The sequence below is a fragment of the Kordiimonas aestuarii genome (assembly GCF_025574465.1).
In the GTDB taxonomy this organism is placed as follows: Bacteria; Pseudomonadota; Alphaproteobacteria; order Sphingomonadales; family Kordiimonadaceae; genus Kordiimonas; species Kordiimonas aestuarii.
Genome location: NZ_JAOBPP010000019.1, coordinates 212,289 through 232,743 on the forward strand (window position 1 = coordinate 212,289; position 20,455 = coordinate 232,743).

Genomic DNA, 20,455 nt, shown 5'->3' on the forward strand with positions numbered 1-20,455 from the left:
CATGGCTGATCTTCTCATCGAACTTTTTTCCGAAGAAATTCCGGCAGGCATGCAGAAAAAAGCATCCGAGGACCTTCAGTCTATGATGGTCAAGGGGCTTGAAGATGCAGGCCTCAAGGGTGAGATCGCCCAAGCGTATGCCACACCGCGCCGCCTTGTGTTTGCACTTTCTGGCCTGCCGGACGCAACGCCTGATGTGCGTGAAGAACGCCGTGGCCCGCGCGTTGATGCGCCCGAGAAAGCTGTCGAGGGTTTCCTGCGCGGCGCCAAGGTTGCGCGCCATGAATGTGAAGAGCGGGAAGAGGCAAAGGGTACCTTCCTTTTTGCCGTGATAGAGAAAAAGGGCCGCGCGACGGCGGAAGTTGTCGCCGAGGTGCTTGAACAAACGATCCGCAACTTCCCATGGTCCAAGTCGCAGCGCTGGGGCGATGGCAGCCTGCGCTGGGTTCGCCCCCTACAAAGCATTCTGTGCGTTCTGGGTGACACGGTTGTTGACCTGGATGTGGATGGCTTCAAGGCTGGCAACACGACACGTGGCCACCGCTTCCTCGCGCCTGAAAGCTTTGAGGTAACGAGTTTCGAAGACTACCGCACCGAACTGGAAGCCCACAAGGTCATGCTGTCGCCAATGCAGCGTATCAAGCTGATCGCTGACCGCGCCAGGGAGTTGGCTGCTGGAAAGGGCGTCGAATGGGTTGAAGACAAGGGCCTGCTTACGGAAGTGGCTGGCTTGGTGGAGTGGCCTGTGCCGCTCATGGGCTCATTTGACCCGGCCTTTATGACGGTGCCTGAGGAGGTGCTGATCCTGACCATGAAGAAGGACCAGAAATATTTTGTTACCCGGGATAAAGAGACTGGCAAGCTGGCGCCTTATTTCATTACGGTGTCGAATATCGAACCGACGGATGGCGGTGCGTTGGTCGCGGCGGGTAACGAACGGGTTTTGACGGCGCGGCTCTCTGACGCGAAATTCTTCTGGGAACAGGATCTCAAGCACAACCTTGAAGATAACCTTTCCGCTCTTGGTGACATTGTGTTCCATATTGAACTGGGCCGTGTTGCCGACCGTGTGGAGCGCATGAAGGCGCTGGCGCGTTATCTGGCGCAGTTTATTCCTGGCTGTGACGCAGACGAAGCAGCCCGCGCGGCAGAGCTTGCGAAAGCCGACCTTGTTTCCGGCATGGTATTTGAGTTCCCCGAGGTTCAGGGTGTGATGGGTCGCTATTATGCCAAGGCTCAAGGCGAAAGCGACGCGGTGGCTGATGCTATCCGTGATCACTATGCCCCGGCAGGCCCGAATGATGACTGCCCGAAAGCCCCGGTTTCTGTCGCGGTAGCGCTTGCGGAAAAGTTTGATACGCTTGTGGGCTTCTTTGCCATCGACAAACGGCCGACCGGCTCGAAAGACCCATATGCTCTCCGCCGAGCTGCGCTTGGCATCATTCGCCTGATCACCGAAAACGATATCCGGCTTGAACTGGCAGGCACACTTGTCATGGCGGCAAAACCGCTGAAACCGTATCTTGGCCTGATGGTGGCCGATGTGGCGGAGGATGCCCGCGAAGAGGCTATTCTGCGTCACGTGACAGCCACAATCGAGGATCATCTTCTGCCCTTCTTCGCTGATCGCCTGAAGGTGCAGCAGCGCGATCTTGGTGTCCGCCATGATTTGGTTGACGCGGTATTCGCGAAGGGGGATGACGACCTTGTGCGCGTTCTCGCGCTTGTTTCTGCACTGTCTGCCTTCCTTGATACGGAAGACGGCAGCAACTTGCTCGCGGGCTACAAGCGTGCCGCCAATATCCTCCGTATCGAGGAGAAGAAAGACGGCCGCGCCTATGATCAGGATGTGGATACCAGTGTTTTGGTTGATGCCGAAGAAAAGGCACTTGCCGATGCGCTCGGGAAAGCTGCCGATGATGCTGAGGCGGCGCTTCAGGTGGAAGATTTTGAAAAGGCGATGGCTGCGCTATCTTCTCTTCGGGCACCGATTGATGCCTTTTTTGACAAGGTAACGGTCAATGCTGATGAAGCAGCGCTCCGGGCTAACCGGTTGGCGCTTCTGGGTTCCATTCGGGCGGCGGTGAATACCGTGGCCGACTTCAGCCTGATTGAGGGCTGATTATTTAACGTACCGGGTCATAACAAAACACAAGCAGCCCGGTGTTCAAGACCTAACTCAGCGCTGCCCCAAGGGGACAAAGGTAGCGCGGTAAAGGACTGCTTAACATGAGCAAATGGGTATACAGATTTGGTGACGGTGCTGCTGAAGGCCGTGCCGATATGAAAAACCTCCTTGGTGGCAAGGGTGCAAACCTTGCGGAGATGGCCTCTCTCGGCCTTCCGGTGCCACCGGGGCTGACAATTACCACCGAAGTCTGCACCTATTATTATGCCAACGGCCGGACATACCCCGACACGCTGGAAAGCGAAGTTAACCAAGCGGTGGCGGCGATCGAGAAAAGCGTTGGTGCCAAATTCGGCGATGAAGCAAACCCGCTTCTGGTGTCTGTGCGGTCCGGCGCGCGGGTCTCCATGCCCGGCATGATGGACACGGTGCTCAATCTGGGCCTTAACGACAAGACGGTCGCGGGCCTTGCCAGGCAAAGTGATAACCCGCGCTTCGCGTGGGACAGCTACCGCCGGTTCATCCAGATGTATTCCGACGTGGTGCTGGGGGTTGACCACTATCATTTCGAAGAACTGATCGAACTGCACAAGGAAGAAAAGGGTGTTGATCTCGATACTGAGCTTGACGCCGAAGACTGGCAGGAAATTGCCGAATCCTTCAAGGCAAAAGCGCAGGAAGAGCTTGGCTACCCGTTCCCGCAGGATGTGAAAGAACAGCTGTGGGGCGCGATTGGTGCCGTATTCTCAAGTTGGCATATTGAGCGTGCGAAGGTTTACCGCAAGCTCAACAACATTCCGGAAGACTGGGGCACCGCCGTTAACGTGCAGGCCATGGTGTTCGGTAACATGGGCGATACGTCCGCAACAGGCGTGGCCTTTACCCGCAACCCGTCCACGGGCGCCAAGGAATATTACGGTGAATATCTGATCGACGCGCAGGGCGAAGATGTGGTGGCAGGTATCCGGACACCGCAATATCTGACTAAAATTGCGCGCGAGGAAGCGGGTGCGACCGCGCTGTCGATGGAAGAAAGCATGCCGGAAGTTTTCGGCCAGCTTTCTGATGTGTTCGACAAGCTTGAACGTCACTACCACGACATGCAGGATATTGAGTTTACCGTTCAGCGCGGCAAACTCTGGATGCTGCAAACGCGTGCGGGCAAGCGCACTGCCAAGGCTGCCCTTAAAATTGCGGTTGATATGGCGTCCGAAGGGCTGATCGATGAGAAAACCGCTGTGTTGCGGGTTGAGCCGGGTGCGCTGGACCAGCTTCTGCACCCAACGCTGGACCCGGATGCGCCGCGTGACATCTTTACCCGTGGCTTGCCAGCCTCACCTGGCGCTGCGTCGGGCACGGTGGTGTTTGACGCCGATACCGCCGAAGAAATGGCGAAGGAAGGCAAGGCTGTCATCCTGTGCCGGGTTGAAACCAGCCCGGAAGATATTCACGGCATGCACGCTGCCAAAGGCATTCTGACCGCGCGTGGCGGCATGACCAGCCACGCTGCCGTTGTCGCGCGCGGCATGGGCCGCCCCTGTGTATCAGGTGCCGGGCAATTGCGCATTGACGTCAAGGCCGGTGTGATGACTGCCACGGGCCGCGAAGTGAAGGAAGGTGACACCATCACCATTGACGGCGCGTCGGGTGAGGTAATGGTAGGCGAAGTGAAAACCCTGCAGCCTGAGCTTGCAGGTGATTTTGGTACGCTGATGGCGTGGGCTGATACCTATCGCAAGCTGAAGGTTCGCACCAACGCCGATACGCCGCATGACACCCAAACCGCGCGCGATTTTGGCGCGGAAGGCATCGGCCTTTGCCGGACAGAGCATATGTTCTTTGAAGGCGAACGCATTATTGCCGTGCGTGAAATGATCCTTGCGGATGATCTTGAAGGCCGGAAAACCGCGCTTGCCAAACTGCTGCCGATGCAGCGCAGCGACTTTGAAGAGATTTTCAAGATCATGCGTGGTTTGCCGGTGACTATCCGCCTCCTTGACCCACCGCTGCACGAATTCCTGCCGCGCGAGGAAGAAGAGTTTGGCGATGTGGCGAAAGCCATCGGGGCGGATGTTGAACATCTCAAGCGCCGCGCGGCGGAACTGCATGAATTTAACCCGATGCTGGGTCACCGAGGGTGTCGCCTGGGCATCACCTACCCGGAAATATACGAGATGCAGGCGCGGGCAATTTTTGAAGCCGCCATTTCCGTTGAACAGAAAACCGGTGATACGGTTGTGCCGGAGATCATGATCCCGTTGGTGGCTACCCGCAAGGAGCTTGAGTTGCTGCGGGCGCATGTGGAAACGGTTGCGGAAGACGTGTTCACCGAGAAGGGCCACCGGGTTGAATATCTGGTTGGTACGATGATCGAACTGCCACGCGCGGCGATCTGCGCCGACCGTATCGCAGTCGCGGCTGACTTTTTCAGTTTCGGCACCAACGACCTGACACAAACCACCATCGGTATCAGCCGTGACGATGCAGGCCGCTTCCTCGACCAGTATGTGAAGCAGGATATCTTTGCCCAAGATCCGTTTGTCTCCATCGACCAGGAAGGTGTGGGTGAACTGGTGAAACTGGGCGCTGAGCGTGGCCGGTCAACGAAGCCTGATCTCAAGCTTGGTATTTGTGGTGAGCACGGTGGTGACCCGGCGAGCGTGGAATTCTGTCACCGGACGGGGCTGGATTATGTGTCTTGCTCGCCGTACCGGGTGCCCATTGCCCGTCTTGCTGCTGCGCAGGCAGCCTTGAAAGACTAAAGCAGGAAGCCCCGCAAGCTGCGGGGCTTTTCTTTTGTGGCCGATGCCCTAGTCTCACGTGTATACGGGGAGGCGAGTATGGACCATCAGCATATAATCGACACCATTCAGGACCGCGGCTATTTCATCATTGAAAATCTGCTGCCGGATGAAACCATCCAAGCGGCGCGCGATATCCTTGACCCGATTTTTGCGTCCCAACGCACCGGGCGGAACCAGTTCGAGGGGTTCAAAACCCAGCGCATTTATTCCCTGCCCAAATACGGCCCGGCGTTGTGGCCGTTTTTCTCCCACCCTGATGTGCTGAAGGTCATCCGCCCGCTTTTGTGGGACGACTGCCTGATCACCGCGGCTCTCGCCGCCAACGTATTGCCGGGCGAACAGCCCCAGGCTTTCCATGTGGATGACGGCTTTTACCCCATTCCGCGCCCACGGCCTGCCTTCTCTGTTGGCGCCATATGGGCGATGGATGATTTTACTACAGAAAATGGTGCGACGGAGTTGATCCCCCATAGCCACAAGTGGGCGGAGGGGCAAACCCCGGAGGGTGTCTTAACCCTCGATGACGCTTTCACGCGGCATGAGCCGGGGCAGGCCGACGGTTGGCATTGCCCGGCGAATGCTGAGATCGTGAAGGCAGAAATGCCGCGTGGCTCGGTGCTTATTTTCGTCGGAAATCTGTGGCACAGGGCAGGGGGTAATACCTCGGGCAGTGCCCGGCTTGGCCTGTTTCCGCAATATTGCGCCTCATGGGCGCGCACGCAGGAGAACTTCTACCTGTCTGTGCCACAGGAAACAGTCGCCACTATGCCGGAGGTGATGCAGCAACTGCTCGGCTACAATATCCATCCACCCTTCATGGGGCATGCAGGTGGCTTTCATCCGCAGAAGGTGTTGCCGAAAGTTTAGCTCGCCAGCACCAGAACTGTGATCAATATGGCGGCAACAACGATGCCGACCGTGAGCAGGTTGGATCGTTCATGTGCTACATCCGCGTCGTGTTTGCGCTGTTTTCTGGATTTGGTCATCTCATTCCCCCGATTATGCCAGTTGCACGGGCACGCCTTCAGCATTAAGCGAAGCATCGATAAATTCAAGCCGGAAATAGGCGATGGCATAGGCGCCGTTCGTTGTGCGGATTTCACCAGCGGATTTACCGTCTTCTGTAGTGATTGTCTGACCGCTTTCGAGCGTGCCATCCGCAGCGGTCACCGCAACCAGTTTTTTCTTCAGCGCAGTCCTATGCTTCATGCGGGCCGTTAGTTCCTGCCCGATGAAACAGCCTTTGGTGAACGAGACGCCGTTCAGTCTCTCGGCGTCCGTCTCAAGCCAGAAATATTTTTCGACAGCCATGTCCCGGCTGCTGTCCGGTACACCGAGGCTCAGACGTTTAGCCTCGTATTTCTCGGCGGGGAGTTTGTCTGCGGATGGCGCTTTGTCAGCAATCAGGCGCGCGCCAAGACGGGCGTCGCGCGGATCATCTATGAGGACGCCATCAGTGCCGGTTGCCTCCCACATCGCCCAAACTGACAGTGATGGTTCATCCGTGATGGTCACATCCGCGCGCAGCTTGTACATCATCAGTCGGCGCAGGAGGTCATCTTTACGGGTCGCTTCCACGTCCAGCAGCAGGTCATCACCTTCCGCTGCGATGATCATGTCATACATGAATTTGCCTTGCGGGGTGAGAAGGGCGGCATAAACCGCCTGCCTGCCCGCGGCCTTCATGACGTCGTTGGTGACAAGCCCCTGAAGGAAGATGCGGGTGTCAGCGCCGGAAAGGCGCAAAACAGCACGGGTGTCGAGCTTGAGGGCTTGGGCGGTCATAAAACTTCCTTGCAAACGTGTTTTCTCATGGCTCACAGATAACCATAAATCAAAGGCTTTCAAGTTGTAAGCGCGCCCCAAGCCCGTTACAACTGCGGACATAAAATTTATGGTCCAAAAAAACAGAGTTGCCCAAATGACACCTACAGCCGCCAATTCAAACCGTCTTGTGATCCGCCAGCCAGATGACTGGCATGTGCATCTGCGTGATGATGAGATGCTGGAGGCCGTAGTGGGCTATACTGCACGGCAGTTCGCGCGGGCGATTGTCATGCCAAACCTGACACCGCCGGTCACAACCGTTGCGGCCGGCAAGGCATACCGGGACCGAATCCTGAAAGCAGTGCCTCAGGGGCTTGAATTCACGCCGCTGATGACATGTTACCTGACAGATACGATTGAAGCCGAGGAGGTTGAGCGCGGCTTCACATCAGGTGTGTTTGCCGCGTGCAAACTCTATCCGGCAAACGCGACCACCAATTCGGCGTACGGGGTGAGTGACATCAAAAATGTCTATCCGGTGCTGGAAGCAATGCAGCGTATCGGTATGCCGTTTCTGGTGCACGGTGAGGTGACAGACCACGATGTAGACATTTTCGACCGGGAAGCTGTGTTTATCGAGCGCACGATGGCGCAGGTCGTGGCGGATTTTCCTGAGCTGAAGATTGTCTTTGAACATATCACAACGGCCGAGGCTGCTGCGTTTGTTGACGCCTGCGGGCCAAATGTAGGGGCCACGATCACGCCGCAGCATCTTGTGCATAACCGAAATGCCATGCTGGTGGGCGGCATTAAACCACACTTCTATTGCCTGCCCGTTATCAAGCGTGAACAGCACCGGCTTGCACTGCGTGCCGCGGCAACCTCCGGCTCACCAAAGTTTTTCCTTGGCACAGATTCTGCGCCGCATACTGTGGAGCGCAAGGAAGCCGCATGCGGATGCGCAGGCATATTCAACGCACCATACGCGCTTGAAAGCTATGCTAAGACATTTGAGGAAGAGGGTGCGCTTGATCGTCTGGAGGCGTTCGCGTCCGAGAATGGCCCGAATTTTTACGGCTTGCCCCTTAATGAGCGTTACGTGGTTTTGGAGCGTGAGGACACGGTCGTGCCAGACGTGCTTGACGTCTCTGGCTTACGCATCGCGCCGTTCCATGCGGGGGAAACGCTTTCCTGGCGCTTTGCCGGTATTCGGCACAAGGCTGAATAAAGCCATGAGGCTGAACGTATGGTGATTGACGAGATTGGATATCTGCTTTGGGGGCTGGCCTTCGGGTTTGCCCTGTCTGCGCCTATTGGTCCCGTCAATATCATATGCCTCAGGCGCAGCCTTTTTGGCCGCGCGCGGGACGGGTTCATGATTGGCACTGGCGCGGCCATGGGGGATGCGTTTTATGCGGGCTTGGCCGCGCTTGGCCTGAAGGCGTTCCTCTCAGTGATCGACAGTTACGACACGGAGCTTCGCATTGTTGGTGCGCTTATCATGTTTGGCTTTGCTATTCATATCTGGCGCAGCCATCCACATTTCGACCGGACGCCTCAGGAAGGCGGGGTTAAGCGGGGCATGATTGGCTCCCTTGTTTTGACTTTGACCAACCCGGGCGTTTTTTTTGGCTTTCTGGGCCTTTATACGCTCGCCGGAATCGGAGACCTTGGACGAGGCAGTGGATATGCCCATGCTGACGCCATTGCGCTTATTGCCGGTGTCTTTCTTGGTTCGTGTCTCTGGTGGGCCGTTTTGACCGGTTTTGGGCGATATTTGCGTGACAAGGTGAATGATAAATTTCTGGTTCTCATTAACCATTTTTCTGCGGCCATCATCGGCGTTTTTGCGATTGGCACAATTGTTAGTCTTTGGCTAAAATTTTAATGACATCAAAATAAGGTGTTTGTTCACGGAAAATTCACGACAGAACAAATATTTGCCTTATTTTGATTGCTTGATCATCGGAAATTCGCGTTCTATAGTTGCAGCGAACAAACGTTGTCAGTTTCGAGATATTTCACGAAGCTGGTAACATGCACGTACGTAAGCCGGGGGAACCCCATTCCGTTGGAGGGAGCAAAAATGACGTCCAAGCGCCTGGGCAAGAATATTGCCGTAATTTCTGCTGTCGCACTAATGCTGGCAGCATGTTCTAATAATGACAAAGCGGTTGAGGAAAAGGCTCCGCCGGCAACCGAGATGGAAGATTCCGGTGCTTCTGGCCGTCCGGATAAGCCGTCTACTCCTGTGATGACACAGGAGGAGCTTGAAGCTCAGAAAATGGGTTCGCCGAACCAGTCTGGTTTGACCAACTATGCCGGTGACCGTATCTTCTTCGCTTATGACAGCTCTGAGTTGTCTGCCGAAGCTCGTGGCACGCTGGCGAAGCAGGCCGAGTGGCTGAAGCATTTCCCGCGCGTCGATGTGACTGTTGAAGGTCACTGTGACGAGCGCGGTACACGTGAATATAACCTGGCGCTCGGTGAGCGCCGCGCAACGGCGGTAAAAAATTACCTGATCGCGCGCGGTGTACCAGCGTCACGTCTCAAAACCATTTCCTATGGTAAAGAGCGTCCGGCCGTTGTTGGTAATGGTGAAAGCACCTGGAGCCAGAACCGCCGCGGGGTTTTGGTCGTTCAGTAAATACTGACGGCGCATGATGGACATGTGGCCCCGTACCCGGATATCCGGGGCGGGGCCCTTTTTTTACCGGATTTGTTGAGTAAGCCTTGATGGTACAAACACCTTCAAGGAAGGAGTGTATCAAATGATCAAAGCATTATCGGGTCTCATCTTTATGGTGGTCATGCTGACGCCTGCGGTGGGAGCTCAAAGCAAGGCGGAGATCGCCTTGAAAGTTGAGCGCCTTGAGCGGGAAATGATCGCGCTGGAAAACCGCCTGCGAAATGGGCAGGCTGCGGTGCCACAGACCGGTGGGGTTGCCACGCCTGGGGATAGCCAGTTGCTGAGCGATCTTGTTGCCAAGCTTGGATCGCTTGAGCGGCAAATGCGCGGGCTTAACGGTCGCCTCGAAGAGATCGAATTCAAACAGCGCCAACTGGATGAGGCGCTTGATCTGATACGCCGGGAAATGGCTCTTCAGGCGCAGGAAACTGCGCAGGCTCAGGCAGAAATGAAAGCACAGATTAACGCGCCTGCGGCAAACGGCACGTCCCCGGCAACTGAGGAGCCAGCATCGCCTGCGCCTGTGCAGCCAGCCGTGGCCTTGCCTGAAGGGGATGCGGCCACGCAGTACCGGTATGCTTTCAACTTCATCCAGAAGAATGACTTGGATAACGGCTTCAAGGCGATGGACCTATTTCTTCAGGCAAACCCCGAGGATGAACGAGTGGGTAATGCCAAATTCTGGCTCGGGCGGATACACCTGCTGAAGGGACGCATGCCGCAAGCGGCGCAGCAGTTGCTTGCCCTGATCGAAGAACATCCCAATCATGAAAAACGCCCGGATGCGCTTCTTGACCTCGCCGATGTGCTGATCGCGCTTGATAGCGCCTCAGATGCCTGCAACGCGCTGGCGGAATTCCGTCGTAGCGAGAATGCAGCCAGCGACAGGTTGAAGGCGCGCGCGCAACGCACCGCCAAAACGGCGGGTTGCAACTACTAACCCTGAATGTCGAACGCCAAAGCATATCTGACACAAGAGCTTGAAGCCCGGCTTCAGGCTCTTGGCGTGTCCCGGGATACCCGGGTGGCCATCGCTGTTTCTGGCGGGGCCGATAGCATGGCGCTGGCGTTTCTCATGGCTGACAGGCCTTTGCTCGCTGCACTTACCGTTAACCATGGGCTGCGCCCCGAAGCCGCGCAGGAAGCCGACTTTGTCGCCAATGCGATGAAAGCGCGAGGGATCGCACACCATACATTGGTCTGGTCAGGGGACAAACCGCGCAGCAATATACAGGCCGCCGCCCGCGCCGCACGGTACCGCCTGCTGGGTGAATGGTGTCAGGCCAACGAAGTGCCCTATCTGCTGACGGCGCACCATCAGGATGATCAGGCGGAAACATTGATGCTGCGTCTGGCCCGGGGTAGCGGGGTTTACGGTCTTGCGGCAATGCAGGAGGCTTCCGGGGTACCGGGATGCGGCAGTGTCGCGCTGTTGAGGCCTTTGCTTGATGTACCCAAAGCCGTGCTGAAACAGTATTTGCAGGACGTGGGCAGCGAGTGGATAGAGGACCCAAGCAATACAAACGCGGATTTTGACCGCGTGAAAGTGCGGCAGTTCCTCAGCTCGCCGCCCCTTGAGGGGTATGCCGCAGGCCGTTTGGCTGCGACGGCTCGCCGTCTGCGCCGTTCTCGGGACGCGCTTGAGTTTTATGAGGCAGAGTGGCTTGCACGCTCGGTGACAGAATGCGAGACAGGACAGGTTTGGCTGCCTGTAGATGCACTTGTTGACGCACCCGAGGAGATAGTCCTGCGCGGCCTTGCCAGTATTTGCCGTTATTTCTCCGGTACTGCACATACACCTCGTATGGAGAAGCTTGACCGCTTGTATCGCGGGCTTTGCAATGAGAATTTTCGCGGTCAAACCCTTTATGGGGTGCTTTTTAAACGAGATGGTGCCCGCATACATGCTTGCCGTGAACTGGCCGCATGCGATGTACGTAAAGTTTTAACGGGTTTGCGTGTATGGGATAACCGGTTTGAAATTTCAGCTAAGGGTGATACTAGAGGCCTCGCAATTGGCGCGCTCGGCGAAGATGGCTGGCGGCAGGCCGTCACAAAATGGCCCGAACTTCGTGAGACATCTGTGCCACACGCTGGTAGGCTCTCGCAGCCTGCTGTTTTTGAGGCACTGCAATTGCGGGCACTTCCTGTGATGGGATATAGTGACCTCGTGGATGTCACGTTGCACCTGTCGCGGAAACCGCTCATTCGGTCGAAAAAGTGAGGCCGAAAGTGAATGACCTCTTGCACGGGCGGCGCATGAGCTTATCTCTTGGTGAAGCATGCCAAGGGGATAGTGCATATAATATGGTTATGGCTCGTGTGGGCCGTGACCTGAGAAAGGCAAAGAAGTGAACGGATTTATGCGGAATGCGCTTGTGTGGGTGTTGATCATCCTTCTGCTTGTGGCGCTTTTCAACATGTTCCAGGGCGGGTCGAGCAAGACCCCTGAACTTGCATACAGCCAATTCATTGAAGCGGTTGAGCAAAATAAAGTCGAACGTGTCGAGAAGCAGGGACAGGACCTCAACGGTGTATATACCAGTGGAGAGACCTTCCATGTTGTTGCGCCAATTTACGATGATGAACTGACACGCACGCTCAAGGCACATAACGTTACCTATCAGGTGAAAAAGCAGGACGAAGGCTTCCTGATGGGCGCGCTTATCTCCTGGTTGCCTTTCCTTCTTCTTATTGGTGTGTGGATTTTCTTCATGCGCCAGATGCAGGGTCGTTCTGGCGGCGGCGGGGCCATGGGCTTTGGCAAAAGCCGGGCACGCCTGCTGACGGAAAAGCAAGGCCGGGTAACATTTGAGGATGTTGCAGGCATTGAAGAGGCGAAGGAAGAACTTGAAGAGATCGTTGATTTCCTCAAGGATCCACAGAAATTCCAGCGTCTTGGTGGCAAGATCCCCAAAGGCGCGTTGCTTGTTGGTCCTCCCGGTACCGGCAAAACCTTGCTGGCGCGCGCCATTGCAGGTGAGGCCAATGTACCATTTTTCACCATTTCGGGTTCTGACTTCGTTGAGATGTTTGTCGGCGTAGGCGCAAGCCGTGTGCGGGACATGTTTGAACAGGCGAAGAAAAATGCGCCTTGTATCATCTTTATTGACGAGATCGACGCTGTCGGTCGTCATCGGGGCGCAGGCCTTGGCGGCGGCAACGATGAACGTGAGCAGACCCTGAACCAGCTTCTGGTCGAGATGGACGGTTTTGAGGCCAATGAAGGTATCATTATCCTCGCGGCCACCAACCGGCCCGACGTGCTTGACCCAGCGCTGTTGCGCCCAGGTCGCTTTGACCGTCAGGTTGTTGTGCCAAACCCGGATATCAACGGCCGCGAAAAAATCCTCAGCGTTCACATGAAGAAAGTGCCACTGGCACCGGATGTGGACGTGAACACCATCGCGCGGGGTACGCCGGGCTTCTCGGGCGCTGACCTGATGAACCTTGTGAACGAAGCGGCACTTCTGGCGGCTCGCCGTGGCAAGAAAATCGTCGCTATGTCGGAATTTGAGGCCGCTAAAGACAAGGTGATGATGGGGTCGGAGCGTCGTTCCATGGTAATGACGGAAGACGAGAAGAAGCTGACGGCATACCATGAAGGTGGCCATGCCCTTGTAAGCTTGCACTGCAAATCATCTGACCCGATCCACAAGGCGACGATCATCCCGCGTGGTCGTGCGCTCGGCATGGTAATGCGCCTGCCTGAGCGGGACGAATATTCCCAAAGCCGCGAGAAAATGCACGATAACCTTGCGATTGCCATGGGGGGCCGCGTGGCGGAAGAAATCATCTTCGGGCATGAGAAGGTCACATCTGGCGCGTCCTCTGACATTCAGTATGCGACAAATCTTGCGCGCAACATGGTGACCCGCTGGGGCATGTCCGACAAGCTTGGCCCACTTCAGTATGCAGCTAACGAGGAGGAGGTTTTCCTCGGACACTCCGTGTCGCGTCAGCAGAATGTGTCGGAAGACACAGCCCGCCTGATTGACCAGGAAGTGAAAGCCTTTGTCGAGGGTGCCAATGACCGGGCGAAAAATATCCTGCAGGATAATCTCGACGACCTGCACACGCTTGCGGGTGCTCTGCTTGAGTATGAAACCCTTTCCGGTGGCGAGATCAAAGCGATCCTGAACGGTGAGCCAATCCGTGTGGCGCCGAAAAAGCCGGACAACACACCTACCGTGCCGCCTGCCGCGCCTAGTGCGGTGCCGTCGGCCGGGGTTGATCATGGTGAACCCCAGCCAGAAGGCTAGCCGCTGGTGACAAGCGCTACTCTAAAAGATATTTCCGACGGGGCGAGAGCATATCTCGTGCCCGTCGGTTCCGTTTCTGGCGGGGACTTGGGCCTTGTTTCGCCGATAACCGGCAGGCGTTTCCTCGCGGCTCGCATCGTTGTACGCGACGGGGACGCCATTTTCACGCATGCCTTGGTTTCATCGAACGAACTGGATAATGCCCTGAAGGCGCTTCCTGATGGCATCCGCACGCAACTGGAGCAGCAACGCGATGCACTGGCCTCACCCAGCCAAGGCCTTGAGCTGCCGGGGCGCGAACTTCCACTTTCTTTCACCCGGCCGCGTATCATGGGCGTGCTGAACGTAACGCCGGACAGTTTTTCCGACGGCGGGAAGTTTCTGGATGCCGACGCCGCAATCAGGCGGGCGCGGCAGATGATTGCCGAGGGCGCCGATATTATCGACATCGGCGGCGAAAGCACGCGGCCAGGTGCCAAACCGGTTTGGGAAGGTGAAGAGGCTGGGCGTGTATTGCCGGTGATAGAAGCCCTGCAAGCGGAGAGTATCCCGCTTTCAATCGACACACGTCATTCCTTTGTAATGGATAAAGCAGTCAAGGCCGGTGCACATATCATCAACGATGTTTCCGCGCTTACCTATGATGGTGAAAGTATGACTGTCGCGGCATTCTGCAACGCGCCGGTTGTCCTGATGCATGCCCAGGGCACCCCGCAGACGATGCAGGACAGGCCGTCTTACGCCCATGTGCTGTATGATGTGTACGATTATCTTGCACAGCGTATTGCAGCATGCGAGGCGGCAGGTATTTCGCGTGCGCGCCTTATTCTTGACCCAGGAATCGGCTTTGGTAAACGCGTTGTGCAGGATAATCTCGCGCTCATCAACGGGTTGCCTCTGTTTCTGACCCTTGGTTGTCCGGTGCTGCTGGGGGTGTCGCGAAAGCGCTTTATTGGAGCGATCACAGGTGAGGAATTAGCAGAAAAGCGGATGGTAGGCTCAGTTGCAGCTGCGGTCAGATGTGTCGAGCAGGGAGCGCAGATCGTGCGGGTTCATGATGTCGCGGAGACAATACAGGCTTTGCGGCTGACACAGGCTTTTCATGATGCTGCAATCATGGACGGACTGGTTTGAAGCCGCTACAATCCTGAAAAGTTTAAGTATCGTGTGGGGAAGGGCGTATGAGCCGCAAGTATTTTGGCACTGACGGAATGCGGGGTCGCGTGAACGAAGGCTTCATGACGCCTGATATCGCCATGCGCGTTGGCCTTGCCGCCGGCCGTTCGTTTATTCGCGGTGACCATGTTCACCGGGTGGTGATTGGCAAGGATACCCGGCGGTCGGGCTATATGTATGAACCCGCTCTCGCCGCGGGTTTTGTGGCGGCAGGCATGGATGTCGTCATGGTTGGCCCGATGCCGACGCCCGCGATTGCAATGCTCGTTAAGTCCCTGCGTGCAGACCTCGGCGTGATGATCTCCGCCAGCCATAACCCGCATTACGACAACGGCATCAAGTTTTTTGGCCCCGACGGTTTCAAGCTTTCCGACTCTAAGGAAATCGAGATTGAGGCACTGGTTGAAAGCGGCATGGCGGATGCTTTGGTCCCGTCCGAACAACTTGGCCGGGCGACACGCCTTGAAGATGCCAGCGGTCGGTATGTTGAATTTGCCAAGGCAACGGTGCCAAACGGTTTGACCTTCGATGGTCTCAAGGTGGTGGTCGATTGCGCACATGGTGCCGCCTACAAGGTAGCGCCAACCGTGCTGTGGGAGCTCGGGGCCGATGTGATCCCTATTGGCGTTTCGCCGAACGGCTTTAATATCAATGACAAATGCGGCTCCACCCACCCTGATGGCATGTGTGCGCGCGTTGTGCAGGAAGGCGCTGATATCGGCATCGCGCTCGACGGCGACGCTGACCGGCTGATCTTGTGTGACGAAACCGGCACTATCGTGGACGGTGACCAGATCATGGCGTTGATCACCCGCAATTGGCACAAGCGAGGTGTATTGAAGGGCGGCGGCCTTGTCAGCACCGTGATGTCCAACCTTGGTCTTGAGCGGTTGCTTGAAAGCGATGGCCTGACACTTGAGCGCACGAAGGTTGGCGATCGCTATGTGGTGGAGCGCATGCGCCAGACGGGCTTTAACATTGGTGGTGAGCAATCCGGCCATATCGTGCTGAGCGATTTTTCCACCACAGGTGACGGCCTGGTGGCGGCGCTTCAGGTGCTGACGGAAATACAGCAGTCCGGCCAGAGCGCATCTGCGGTATGCCGCCAGTTCGAGCCGGTGCCACAGCTTCTCAAGAATGTACGTTATGGCGGGGGCGAGCCGCTTAGTGATGGGCGCGTCAAGGCATGTATCGCCTCGGCTGAGCAGGAACTGAACGGATCGGGCCGCCTTGTTATCAGAAAATCGGGTACCGAGCCTGTTATCCGCGTGATGGCTGAAGGCGATGATGAGAGCAAGATCACGTCCCTGGTTGATGCCATCTGCAGTGAAATCGAAGCGGTTGGCCGATGACAGCAAATCAAAAAATGGGCCGTGTTCTCATCGTCGCAGGTTCGGACTGCTCCGGCGGCGCTGGCATACAGGCAGACATCAAGACTGTGACGATGCTGGGCCAGTATGCCGCGACGGCAATAACGGCAGTGACGGTCCAGAACACCAAAGGGGTGAGCGGCATCGAAACCATATCATCCGGCGTGGTCGCTGCGCAGATGCGCGCTGTTCTCAGCGATATTGGTGCTGACGTCATCAAGACGGGGATGTTGCATGACGCCGCCTTGATTGAAACGGTTTTAGCCGTGATCGACGACGTCGCCTTTGGTGGCGATCTGGTCGTCGACCCGGTGATGGTGGCCACTTCCGGTGCCCGCCTTCTCAATGATGATGCCCTGGACGCTCTGAAAACGCTGATTGCCCATGCGAGTCTCGTCACACCGAATATTCCTGAGGCCGAGGTGCTGACCGGCCGGAAAATTGAAAACACAGACGATATGAAAGTCGCTGCATATGACCTTCTTGAAACGGGTGTTGAGGCGGTTTTGATAAAAGGGGGGCACCTGGAGAGTGACGATGTCAGCGATATTCTGGTGAGTCTCAAGGGTGAATGTATTGTCACCAGCGGGCGGATCGACACCCTGCATACACACGGTACCGGTTGTACACTCGCAAGCGCCATGGCGGCATATCTTTCCGTTGGCAAATCATTGGAAGAGGCGTTGGAACGCAGCCATGCTTTTGTTCATCACGCTATCAAGGAAGCCCCGGGTTTTGGGGGCGGGCATGGCCCCCTTGGCCATGCACGGGTGCGGCTGGAGCGTGATTGATGGAACTGTCGGTCCGCGAAAGGGGTGAGGGCGAGCCACTCTTGATGCTGCACGGGCTTTTTGGCTCGGCGGATAACCTGGGCGGGATCACCCGCAAGCTGGAGACAGATTTCAGGGTGATTAGCCCTGACCTTAGGAACCATGGTCGTAGCCCGCATGTGGACGGCATGAGTTATCCCGAGATGGCTGCGGATGTTATAGAGATGCTGGACAGGCTAGACATCGCCAGTTGCCATATATTTGGTCATTCGATGGGGGGGAAGGCTGCGATGCAGTTGACGCTTCATGCGCCAGAGCGGGTCAAGCGTCTTGTGGTTGGGGATATTGCCCCCGTCGCGTACGGCAACCATCATAGCGCTATTCTTAAAGGCTTGCGTGCCGTTGCTGAAAGTGATGCGGTGAGCCGTGCCGATGCTGAGGCGATACTTGCCGACTATGAAGACGAGCCCGATGTGCTCAGTTTTCTGCTGACCAATTGGCGGCGCGGCGCTGATGGTAAAAATCGTTGGCGTATCGAGCTTGATGCCATTGAAAAGGGATACGCGGATATTGTCGGGAACATCGAGGGGAATGCGGTTGAAACGTCTGTTCTATTCCTGCGGGGTGGCCTTTCGGACTATATCAAGCCGGAATATCGCGATAATATTTTGGCCCGGTTTCCGCATGCAATGGTGCGCACGGTGGAGGGTACAGGGCATTGGCTGCATGCAGAAAAGCCAGACCTTGTCGCGCGCCTGATCAAACGTTTTCTGCTCAACAAGTTATAGAAGGGCCGCTCAGTTCAGTTGTCATGCGTATATTATTCTCCGTTCTGATTGCTTCATTTTTCCCCTGCTGCGTGATCGCGGCACCCAACACGCTTGTGCAGACTTTTGACACCGAGTTTACCGAGGAACTGGCCAAGAACAAGGTACCGGGTGCCGCGTATGCTATCGTTAAGGATGGCAAGGTGGTTGCCCTGAAAACGATGGGCACACGTGCTGTGGATGCCGAGCTGCCGGTGAATAGTGCGACGGTTTTTCGTCTGGCATCTGTTTCAAAAACCTTTGCGGCCGAACTGGCTGCAATTTTGGCCGCTGAAGGAAAGTTCAGCCTTGATGCGCGGGTGCTTGGTTATGTGCCTAACCTTAAATTCAAGGACTCCGGACACGCAAGCAGCATCAAGGTAAGGCATCTCTTGAGCCACAGCGCAGGCATCACACCAAATGCTTATGACAATATGCTTGAAGATGATTGGGGGCTTGACAAGATTATTCCGCGCTTTGAGCAGATTGGCGCAATGTGCAAGCCGGGAGAATGTTATGGCTACCAGAATATTCTTTTCAGCCTCATTCAGCCGGTGATCGAGCAAAGCACAGGCAAAAGCTATAAAGCGCTTGTGAACGACCGTCTGCTGGAACCACTTGATATGGACCATGCCTCAGTGGGGCTTGAAGCATTCCTTTCGACGGCCAACCGGGCCGAACCGCATGTTTTCACACGGAGTGACGGTTGGATGCGGGTTCTGGTCGAGCCTAATTATTACCGGGTAGCACCTGCGGCTGGCGTGAACGCCAGCATCGAAGATATGGCGAAATGGGTTATTGCGCAGATGGGCTATAACTCGAAGGTTATCACGCCAGAGCTACTGAAGACGGTGACGTCCAAGGAAGTGCGCACAACCCGCGAGTTGAACCGCCGTGCGTGGCGCCGCCATATATCCGACGCGCATTATGGGCTCGGGTGGCGCATCTATTCCTTTGGGGATGACGAGGTCGTCCTGCACTCTGGCGCGGTACGGGGCTACCGTGCCTTCATTTCCTATTCAAAGGAACTCGGGCTGGGGCTCGTAATGCTGATGAACGCACAGACCCGGTCGATCGATCGTTTGTCGGTCAGTTTCTGGGACGAGGCATTTGACGCGCGCGATGCCGGGGCAAAAGCGGCTCGGTAAAATAGCACGCGGGCAAGGGGGATAAAATGCCGGGTCGTCTTGGCAATAAGAAGCTGGTTTTCCTGTTTGCTCAGCAAAGGTCGGGCACAGGGGCCCTGTCGAGCCTTCTGAACACCCATCCAGAGTGCAACTACCTTGGCGAGGTGTTTGGCGATGCTTACGCGCGGCATCCGCGGCACTATTATAACTGGCTACCGGAAATACTTAAAACGCGGATGGAGCTGGTGCAGCCGCTATATGCTGAGCAACGGTTACACGCTTATCTTGGTCACCTCGCCGCGACGGTCCCTGAAGACACGGTAATCCTCGATGTTAAAATAAGCCAGACTCACCATTTTGAGGCCCATGACCGGGGGCTGAATGCACGGCCTGTGCTTTTTGACATGGTGCGCCGTATGGGCTGTGGCGTGATCTTTCTGCGCAGGCGGAATCTGTTGCGGGCTTATCTTTCACGCCTGACAGCGGAGCAAAGCGGTATCTGGCACACCACGGATGATCAATTGTCCTTGCCGAAGCTTCATGTTGATACATTGCGAATGCTGCAGGCATTGGGGAATATGGCAGGCACCGAAAAGCGGCTTGATAATATAATGCGTCTGTTCCCCGAGGCGTTGACACTCTCGTATGAGACATTGTTTGATGCGCGGGGGCGGCATCTGTCGGAGGAAGCCTGTAAGGCTTTTGCGTCGCACGTTGGCCTGCGGGGGCTGGAAGCCATGGAGACACAACAAACCAAATTGCGGCCTGGTAACCTGAGCGAGTTTGTGGAGAATATCAATGAGGTTGCCAGGGCACTTACCGGCACCCCCCATGAATGGATGCTTGACCGCTAGCGTCTTATTGGTCGCGGGGGCGTCGGTCTACACGCTCACCTCGCTTGCTCGCTTTCCCTGGGTCGGCCGGGCGCTTACCCATTTGCATATCATGCATCGCTCCAACAGCTTCCTGCGGAGAAATGCGGCAATCATGGTCTTTGTCGGCAGCTAAAAACTGGCTGTTGGGAACCGCCACAAGCTCTTCGACAGAAACACGGCTGTCTCCGTTTGCATCGACCCGGATAAAATCAAAAAACAGGAAAGACTTGTCTTCAAACTTTGCGTGGCGGTATTCGCCGCTTGCTAGCAGGCCATCCTTGTCCTCATCCAGAAGGCGGAAAAGGCGGCTACGGGAGACATTGATGTCGTCGCAAGTGGCGGCACCATCATTATTATAGTCCCAGCGCTCGATATAGCGGCTGACCATCTGCTCCATACGGCCAGGGTCCATTTCAGGTCCTTCCGGCGCCCCGCGTCGTTCCCCCGGGTGTTTGCTGGCACAGGCCGATAAAATGATCGTGGTCGATAGCAGAAGGATGGCCGAGGGCTTGAAGTGCATTAAAAATCTCGCTGTCATGACGGGGCTTGTTGGCATTATACGCGGTCGTTGCATTTTCCCTTCGGTGCTGCCCGTTTCGCCCGCAAGATCGTTACAAAAACTTCTCTTCACCGATACAAATCTTTCATTGACTCTATCCACGCTTTCTATAATTTCCGTCC

At 56.2% G+C, this 20,455-nt stretch carries 18 protein-coding genes; 15 read left to right on the plus strand and 3 right to left on the minus strand.

Features of this window, described 5'->3' with window-relative positions:
- The first annotated feature begins 1 nt into the window (after window position 1).
- From glyS to OEU85_RS08435, 3 genes are all read left to right on the plus strand, one after another.
- Window positions 2-2,122, plus strand: a complete 2,121-nt coding sequence (gene glyS / locus OEU85_RS08425; RefSeq protein WP_262691036.1) for a glycine--tRNA ligase subunit beta — start codon at window positions 2-4, stop codon at window positions 2,120-2,122.
- A gap of 107 nt (window positions 2,123-2,229) precedes the next feature.
- Entirely contained in the window at window positions 2,230-4,890 is a 2,661-nt protein-coding gene (gene ppdK, locus OEU85_RS08430) for a pyruvate, phosphate dikinase (RefSeq protein ID WP_262691037.1), read from the plus strand.
- A 78-nt stretch (window positions 4,891-4,968) separates the two neighbouring features.
- The gene (locus OEU85_RS08435) at window positions 4,969-5,799 is read left to right on the plus strand and encodes a phytanoyl-CoA dioxygenase family protein (RefSeq protein ID WP_262691038.1); all 831 of its coding nucleotides are present in this window, start codon (window positions 4,969-4,971) and stop codon (window positions 5,797-5,799) included.
- Here the strand turns inward: OEU85_RS08435 and OEU85_RS08440 are convergent.
- Window positions 5,796-5,918, minus strand: coding sequence for a hypothetical protein (locus OEU85_RS08440; RefSeq protein WP_262691039.1), 123 nt, complete (start codon window positions 5,916-5,918; stop codon window positions 5,796-5,798). The two genes, OEU85_RS08435 and OEU85_RS08440, sit on opposite strands and share 4 nt — an antisense overlap.
- 13 nt (window positions 5,919-5,931) lie before the next feature.
- Window positions 5,932-6,717 (minus strand): CAF17-like 4Fe-4S cluster assembly/insertion protein YgfZ, encoded by a 786-nt coding sequence (gene ygfZ, locus OEU85_RS08445; RefSeq protein ID WP_262691040.1) that lies wholly within the window; start codon window positions 6,715-6,717, stop codon window positions 5,932-5,934.
- Between the two features lie 136 nt (window positions 6,718-6,853).
- On the opposite strand from ygfZ, the gene pyrC reads away from it, so the two are divergent.
- The 12 genes from pyrC (at window position 6,854) to OEU85_RS08505 (ending at window position 19,753) form a co-directional block, all read left to right on the plus strand.
- Window positions 6,854-7,927 carry a dihydroorotase gene (gene pyrC / locus OEU85_RS08450; RefSeq protein WP_262691041.1) on the plus strand — a complete coding sequence of 358 codons (1,074 nt, stop codon included), beginning with the start codon at window positions 6,854-6,856 and terminating at the stop codon, window positions 7,925-7,927.
- A gap of 18 nt (window positions 7,928-7,945) precedes the next feature.
- Window positions 7,946-8,587, plus strand: coding sequence for a LysE/ArgO family amino acid transporter (locus tag OEU85_RS08455; protein WP_262691042.1), 642 nt, complete (start codon window positions 7,946-7,948; stop codon window positions 8,585-8,587).
- 198 nt (window positions 8,588-8,785) lie between these two features.
- Window positions 8,786-9,346, plus strand: a complete 561-nt coding sequence (pal, locus tag OEU85_RS08460) for a peptidoglycan-associated lipoprotein Pal (protein WP_262691043.1) — start codon at window positions 8,786-8,788, stop codon at window positions 9,344-9,346.
- A 124-nt stretch (window positions 9,347-9,470) separates the two neighbouring features.
- Window positions 9,471-10,328: a tol-pal system YbgF family protein gene (locus OEU85_RS08465; RefSeq protein ID WP_262691044.1), complete on the plus strand. Its 858-nt coding sequence runs from the start codon at window positions 9,471-9,473 to the stop codon at window positions 10,326-10,328.
- A gap of 6 nt (window positions 10,329-10,334) precedes the next feature.
- Complete coding sequence (gene tilS, locus OEU85_RS08470) at window positions 10,335-11,612, plus strand: tRNA lysidine(34) synthetase TilS (RefSeq protein ID WP_262691045.1); 1,278 nt, start codon at window positions 10,335-10,337, stop codon at window positions 11,610-11,612.
- 127 nt (window positions 11,613-11,739) lie between these two features.
- Window positions 11,740-13,650 carry an ATP-dependent zinc metalloprotease FtsH gene (gene ftsH / locus OEU85_RS08475; RefSeq protein ID WP_317277418.1) on the plus strand — a complete coding sequence of 637 codons (1,911 nt, stop codon included), beginning with the start codon at window positions 11,740-11,742 and terminating at the stop codon, window positions 13,648-13,650.
- A 57-nt stretch (window positions 13,651-13,707) separates the two neighbouring features.
- On the plus strand, window positions 13,708-14,784 hold the full coding sequence (folP, locus tag OEU85_RS08480; RefSeq protein WP_262691046.1) for a dihydropteroate synthase: 1,077 nt from the start codon (window positions 13,708-13,710) through the stop codon (window positions 14,782-14,784).
- 47 nt (window positions 14,785-14,831) lie between these two features.
- The gene (glmM, locus tag OEU85_RS08485; RefSeq protein WP_262691047.1) at window positions 14,832-16,178 is read left to right on the plus strand and encodes a phosphoglucosamine mutase; all 1,347 of its coding nucleotides are present in this window, start codon (window positions 14,832-14,834) and stop codon (window positions 16,176-16,178) included.
- Complete coding sequence (gene thiD, locus OEU85_RS08490; RefSeq protein WP_262691048.1) at window positions 16,175-16,987, plus strand: bifunctional hydroxymethylpyrimidine kinase/phosphomethylpyrimidine kinase; 813 nt, start codon at window positions 16,175-16,177, stop codon at window positions 16,985-16,987. Before glmM ends, thiD begins: the two co-directional genes overlap by 4 nt.
- Complete coding sequence (locus OEU85_RS08495) at window positions 16,987-17,754, plus strand: alpha/beta fold hydrolase (RefSeq protein ID WP_262691049.1); 768 nt, start codon at window positions 16,987-16,989, stop codon at window positions 17,752-17,754. Before thiD ends, OEU85_RS08495 begins: the two co-directional genes overlap by 1 nt.
- A 23-nt stretch (window positions 17,755-17,777) precedes the next feature.
- The gene (locus tag OEU85_RS08500) at window positions 17,778-18,920 is read left to right on the plus strand and encodes a serine hydrolase domain-containing protein (protein WP_262691050.1); all 1,143 of its coding nucleotides are present in this window, start codon (window positions 17,778-17,780) and stop codon (window positions 18,918-18,920) included.
- Window positions 18,921-18,946: 26 nt separating this feature from the next.
- Window positions 18,947-19,753 carry a hypothetical protein gene (locus OEU85_RS08505; RefSeq protein ID WP_262691051.1) on the plus strand — a complete coding sequence of 269 codons (807 nt, stop codon included), beginning with the start codon at window positions 18,947-18,949 and terminating at the stop codon, window positions 19,751-19,753.
- Between the two features lie 4 nt (window positions 19,754-19,757).
- Here the strand turns inward: OEU85_RS08505 and OEU85_RS08510 are convergent, their stop codons facing one another.
- Window positions 19,758-20,294: an EF-hand domain-containing protein gene (locus OEU85_RS08510; protein WP_262691052.1), complete on the minus strand. Its 537-nt coding sequence runs from the start codon at window positions 20,292-20,294 to the stop codon at window positions 19,758-19,760.
- Between the last annotated feature and the right edge of the window lie 161 nt (window positions 20,295-20,455).

What these genes read in the sequence shown, in the direction of transcription:
- glyS (WP_262691036.1), top strand. Translation starts at nt 2, where the DNA reads ATGGCTGATCTTCTCATCGAACTTTTTTCCGAAGAAATTCCGGCAGGC.
- ppdK (WP_262691037.1), top strand. Translation starts at nt 2,230, where the DNA reads ATGAGCAAATGGGTATACAGATTTGGTGACGGTGCTGCTGAAGGCCGT.
- OEU85_RS08435 (WP_262691038.1), top strand. Translation starts at nt 4,969, where the DNA reads ATGGACCATCAGCATATAATCGACACCATTCAGGACCGCGGCTATTTC.
- OEU85_RS08440 (WP_262691039.1), bottom strand. Translation starts at nt 5,918, where the DNA reads ATGACCAAATCCAGAAAACAGCGCAAACACGACGCGGATGTAGCACAT.
- ygfZ (WP_262691040.1), bottom strand. Translation starts at nt 6,717, where the DNA reads ATGACCGCCCAAGCCCTCAAGCTCGACACCCGTGCTGTTTTGCGCCTT.
- pyrC (WP_262691041.1), top strand. Translation starts at nt 6,854, where the DNA reads ATGACACCTACAGCCGCCAATTCAAACCGTCTTGTGATCCGCCAGCCA.
- OEU85_RS08455 (WP_262691042.1), top strand. Translation starts at nt 7,946, where the DNA reads ATGGTGATTGACGAGATTGGATATCTGCTTTGGGGGCTGGCCTTCGGG.
- pal (WP_262691043.1), top strand. Translation starts at nt 8,786, where the DNA reads ATGACGTCCAAGCGCCTGGGCAAGAATATTGCCGTAATTTCTGCTGTC.
- OEU85_RS08465 (WP_262691044.1), top strand. Translation starts at nt 9,471, where the DNA reads ATGATCAAAGCATTATCGGGTCTCATCTTTATGGTGGTCATGCTGACG.
- tilS (WP_262691045.1), top strand. Translation starts at nt 10,335, where the DNA reads ATGTCGAACGCCAAAGCATATCTGACACAAGAGCTTGAAGCCCGGCTT.
- glmM (WP_262691047.1), top strand. Translation starts at nt 14,832, where the DNA reads ATGAGCCGCAAGTATTTTGGCACTGACGGAATGCGGGGTCGCGTGAAC.
- thiD (WP_262691048.1), top strand. Translation starts at nt 16,175, where the DNA reads ATGACAGCAAATCAAAAAATGGGCCGTGTTCTCATCGTCGCAGGTTCG.
- OEU85_RS08495 (WP_262691049.1), top strand. Translation starts at nt 16,987, where the DNA reads ATGGAACTGTCGGTCCGCGAAAGGGGTGAGGGCGAGCCACTCTTGATG.
- OEU85_RS08500 (WP_262691050.1), top strand. Translation starts at nt 17,778, where the DNA reads ATGCGTATATTATTCTCCGTTCTGATTGCTTCATTTTTCCCCTGCTGC.
- OEU85_RS08505 (WP_262691051.1), top strand. Translation starts at nt 18,947, where the DNA reads ATGCCGGGTCGTCTTGGCAATAAGAAGCTGGTTTTCCTGTTTGCTCAG.
- OEU85_RS08510 (WP_262691052.1), bottom strand. Translation starts at nt 20,294, where the DNA reads ATGCACTTCAAGCCCTCGGCCATCCTTCTGCTATCGACCACGATCATT.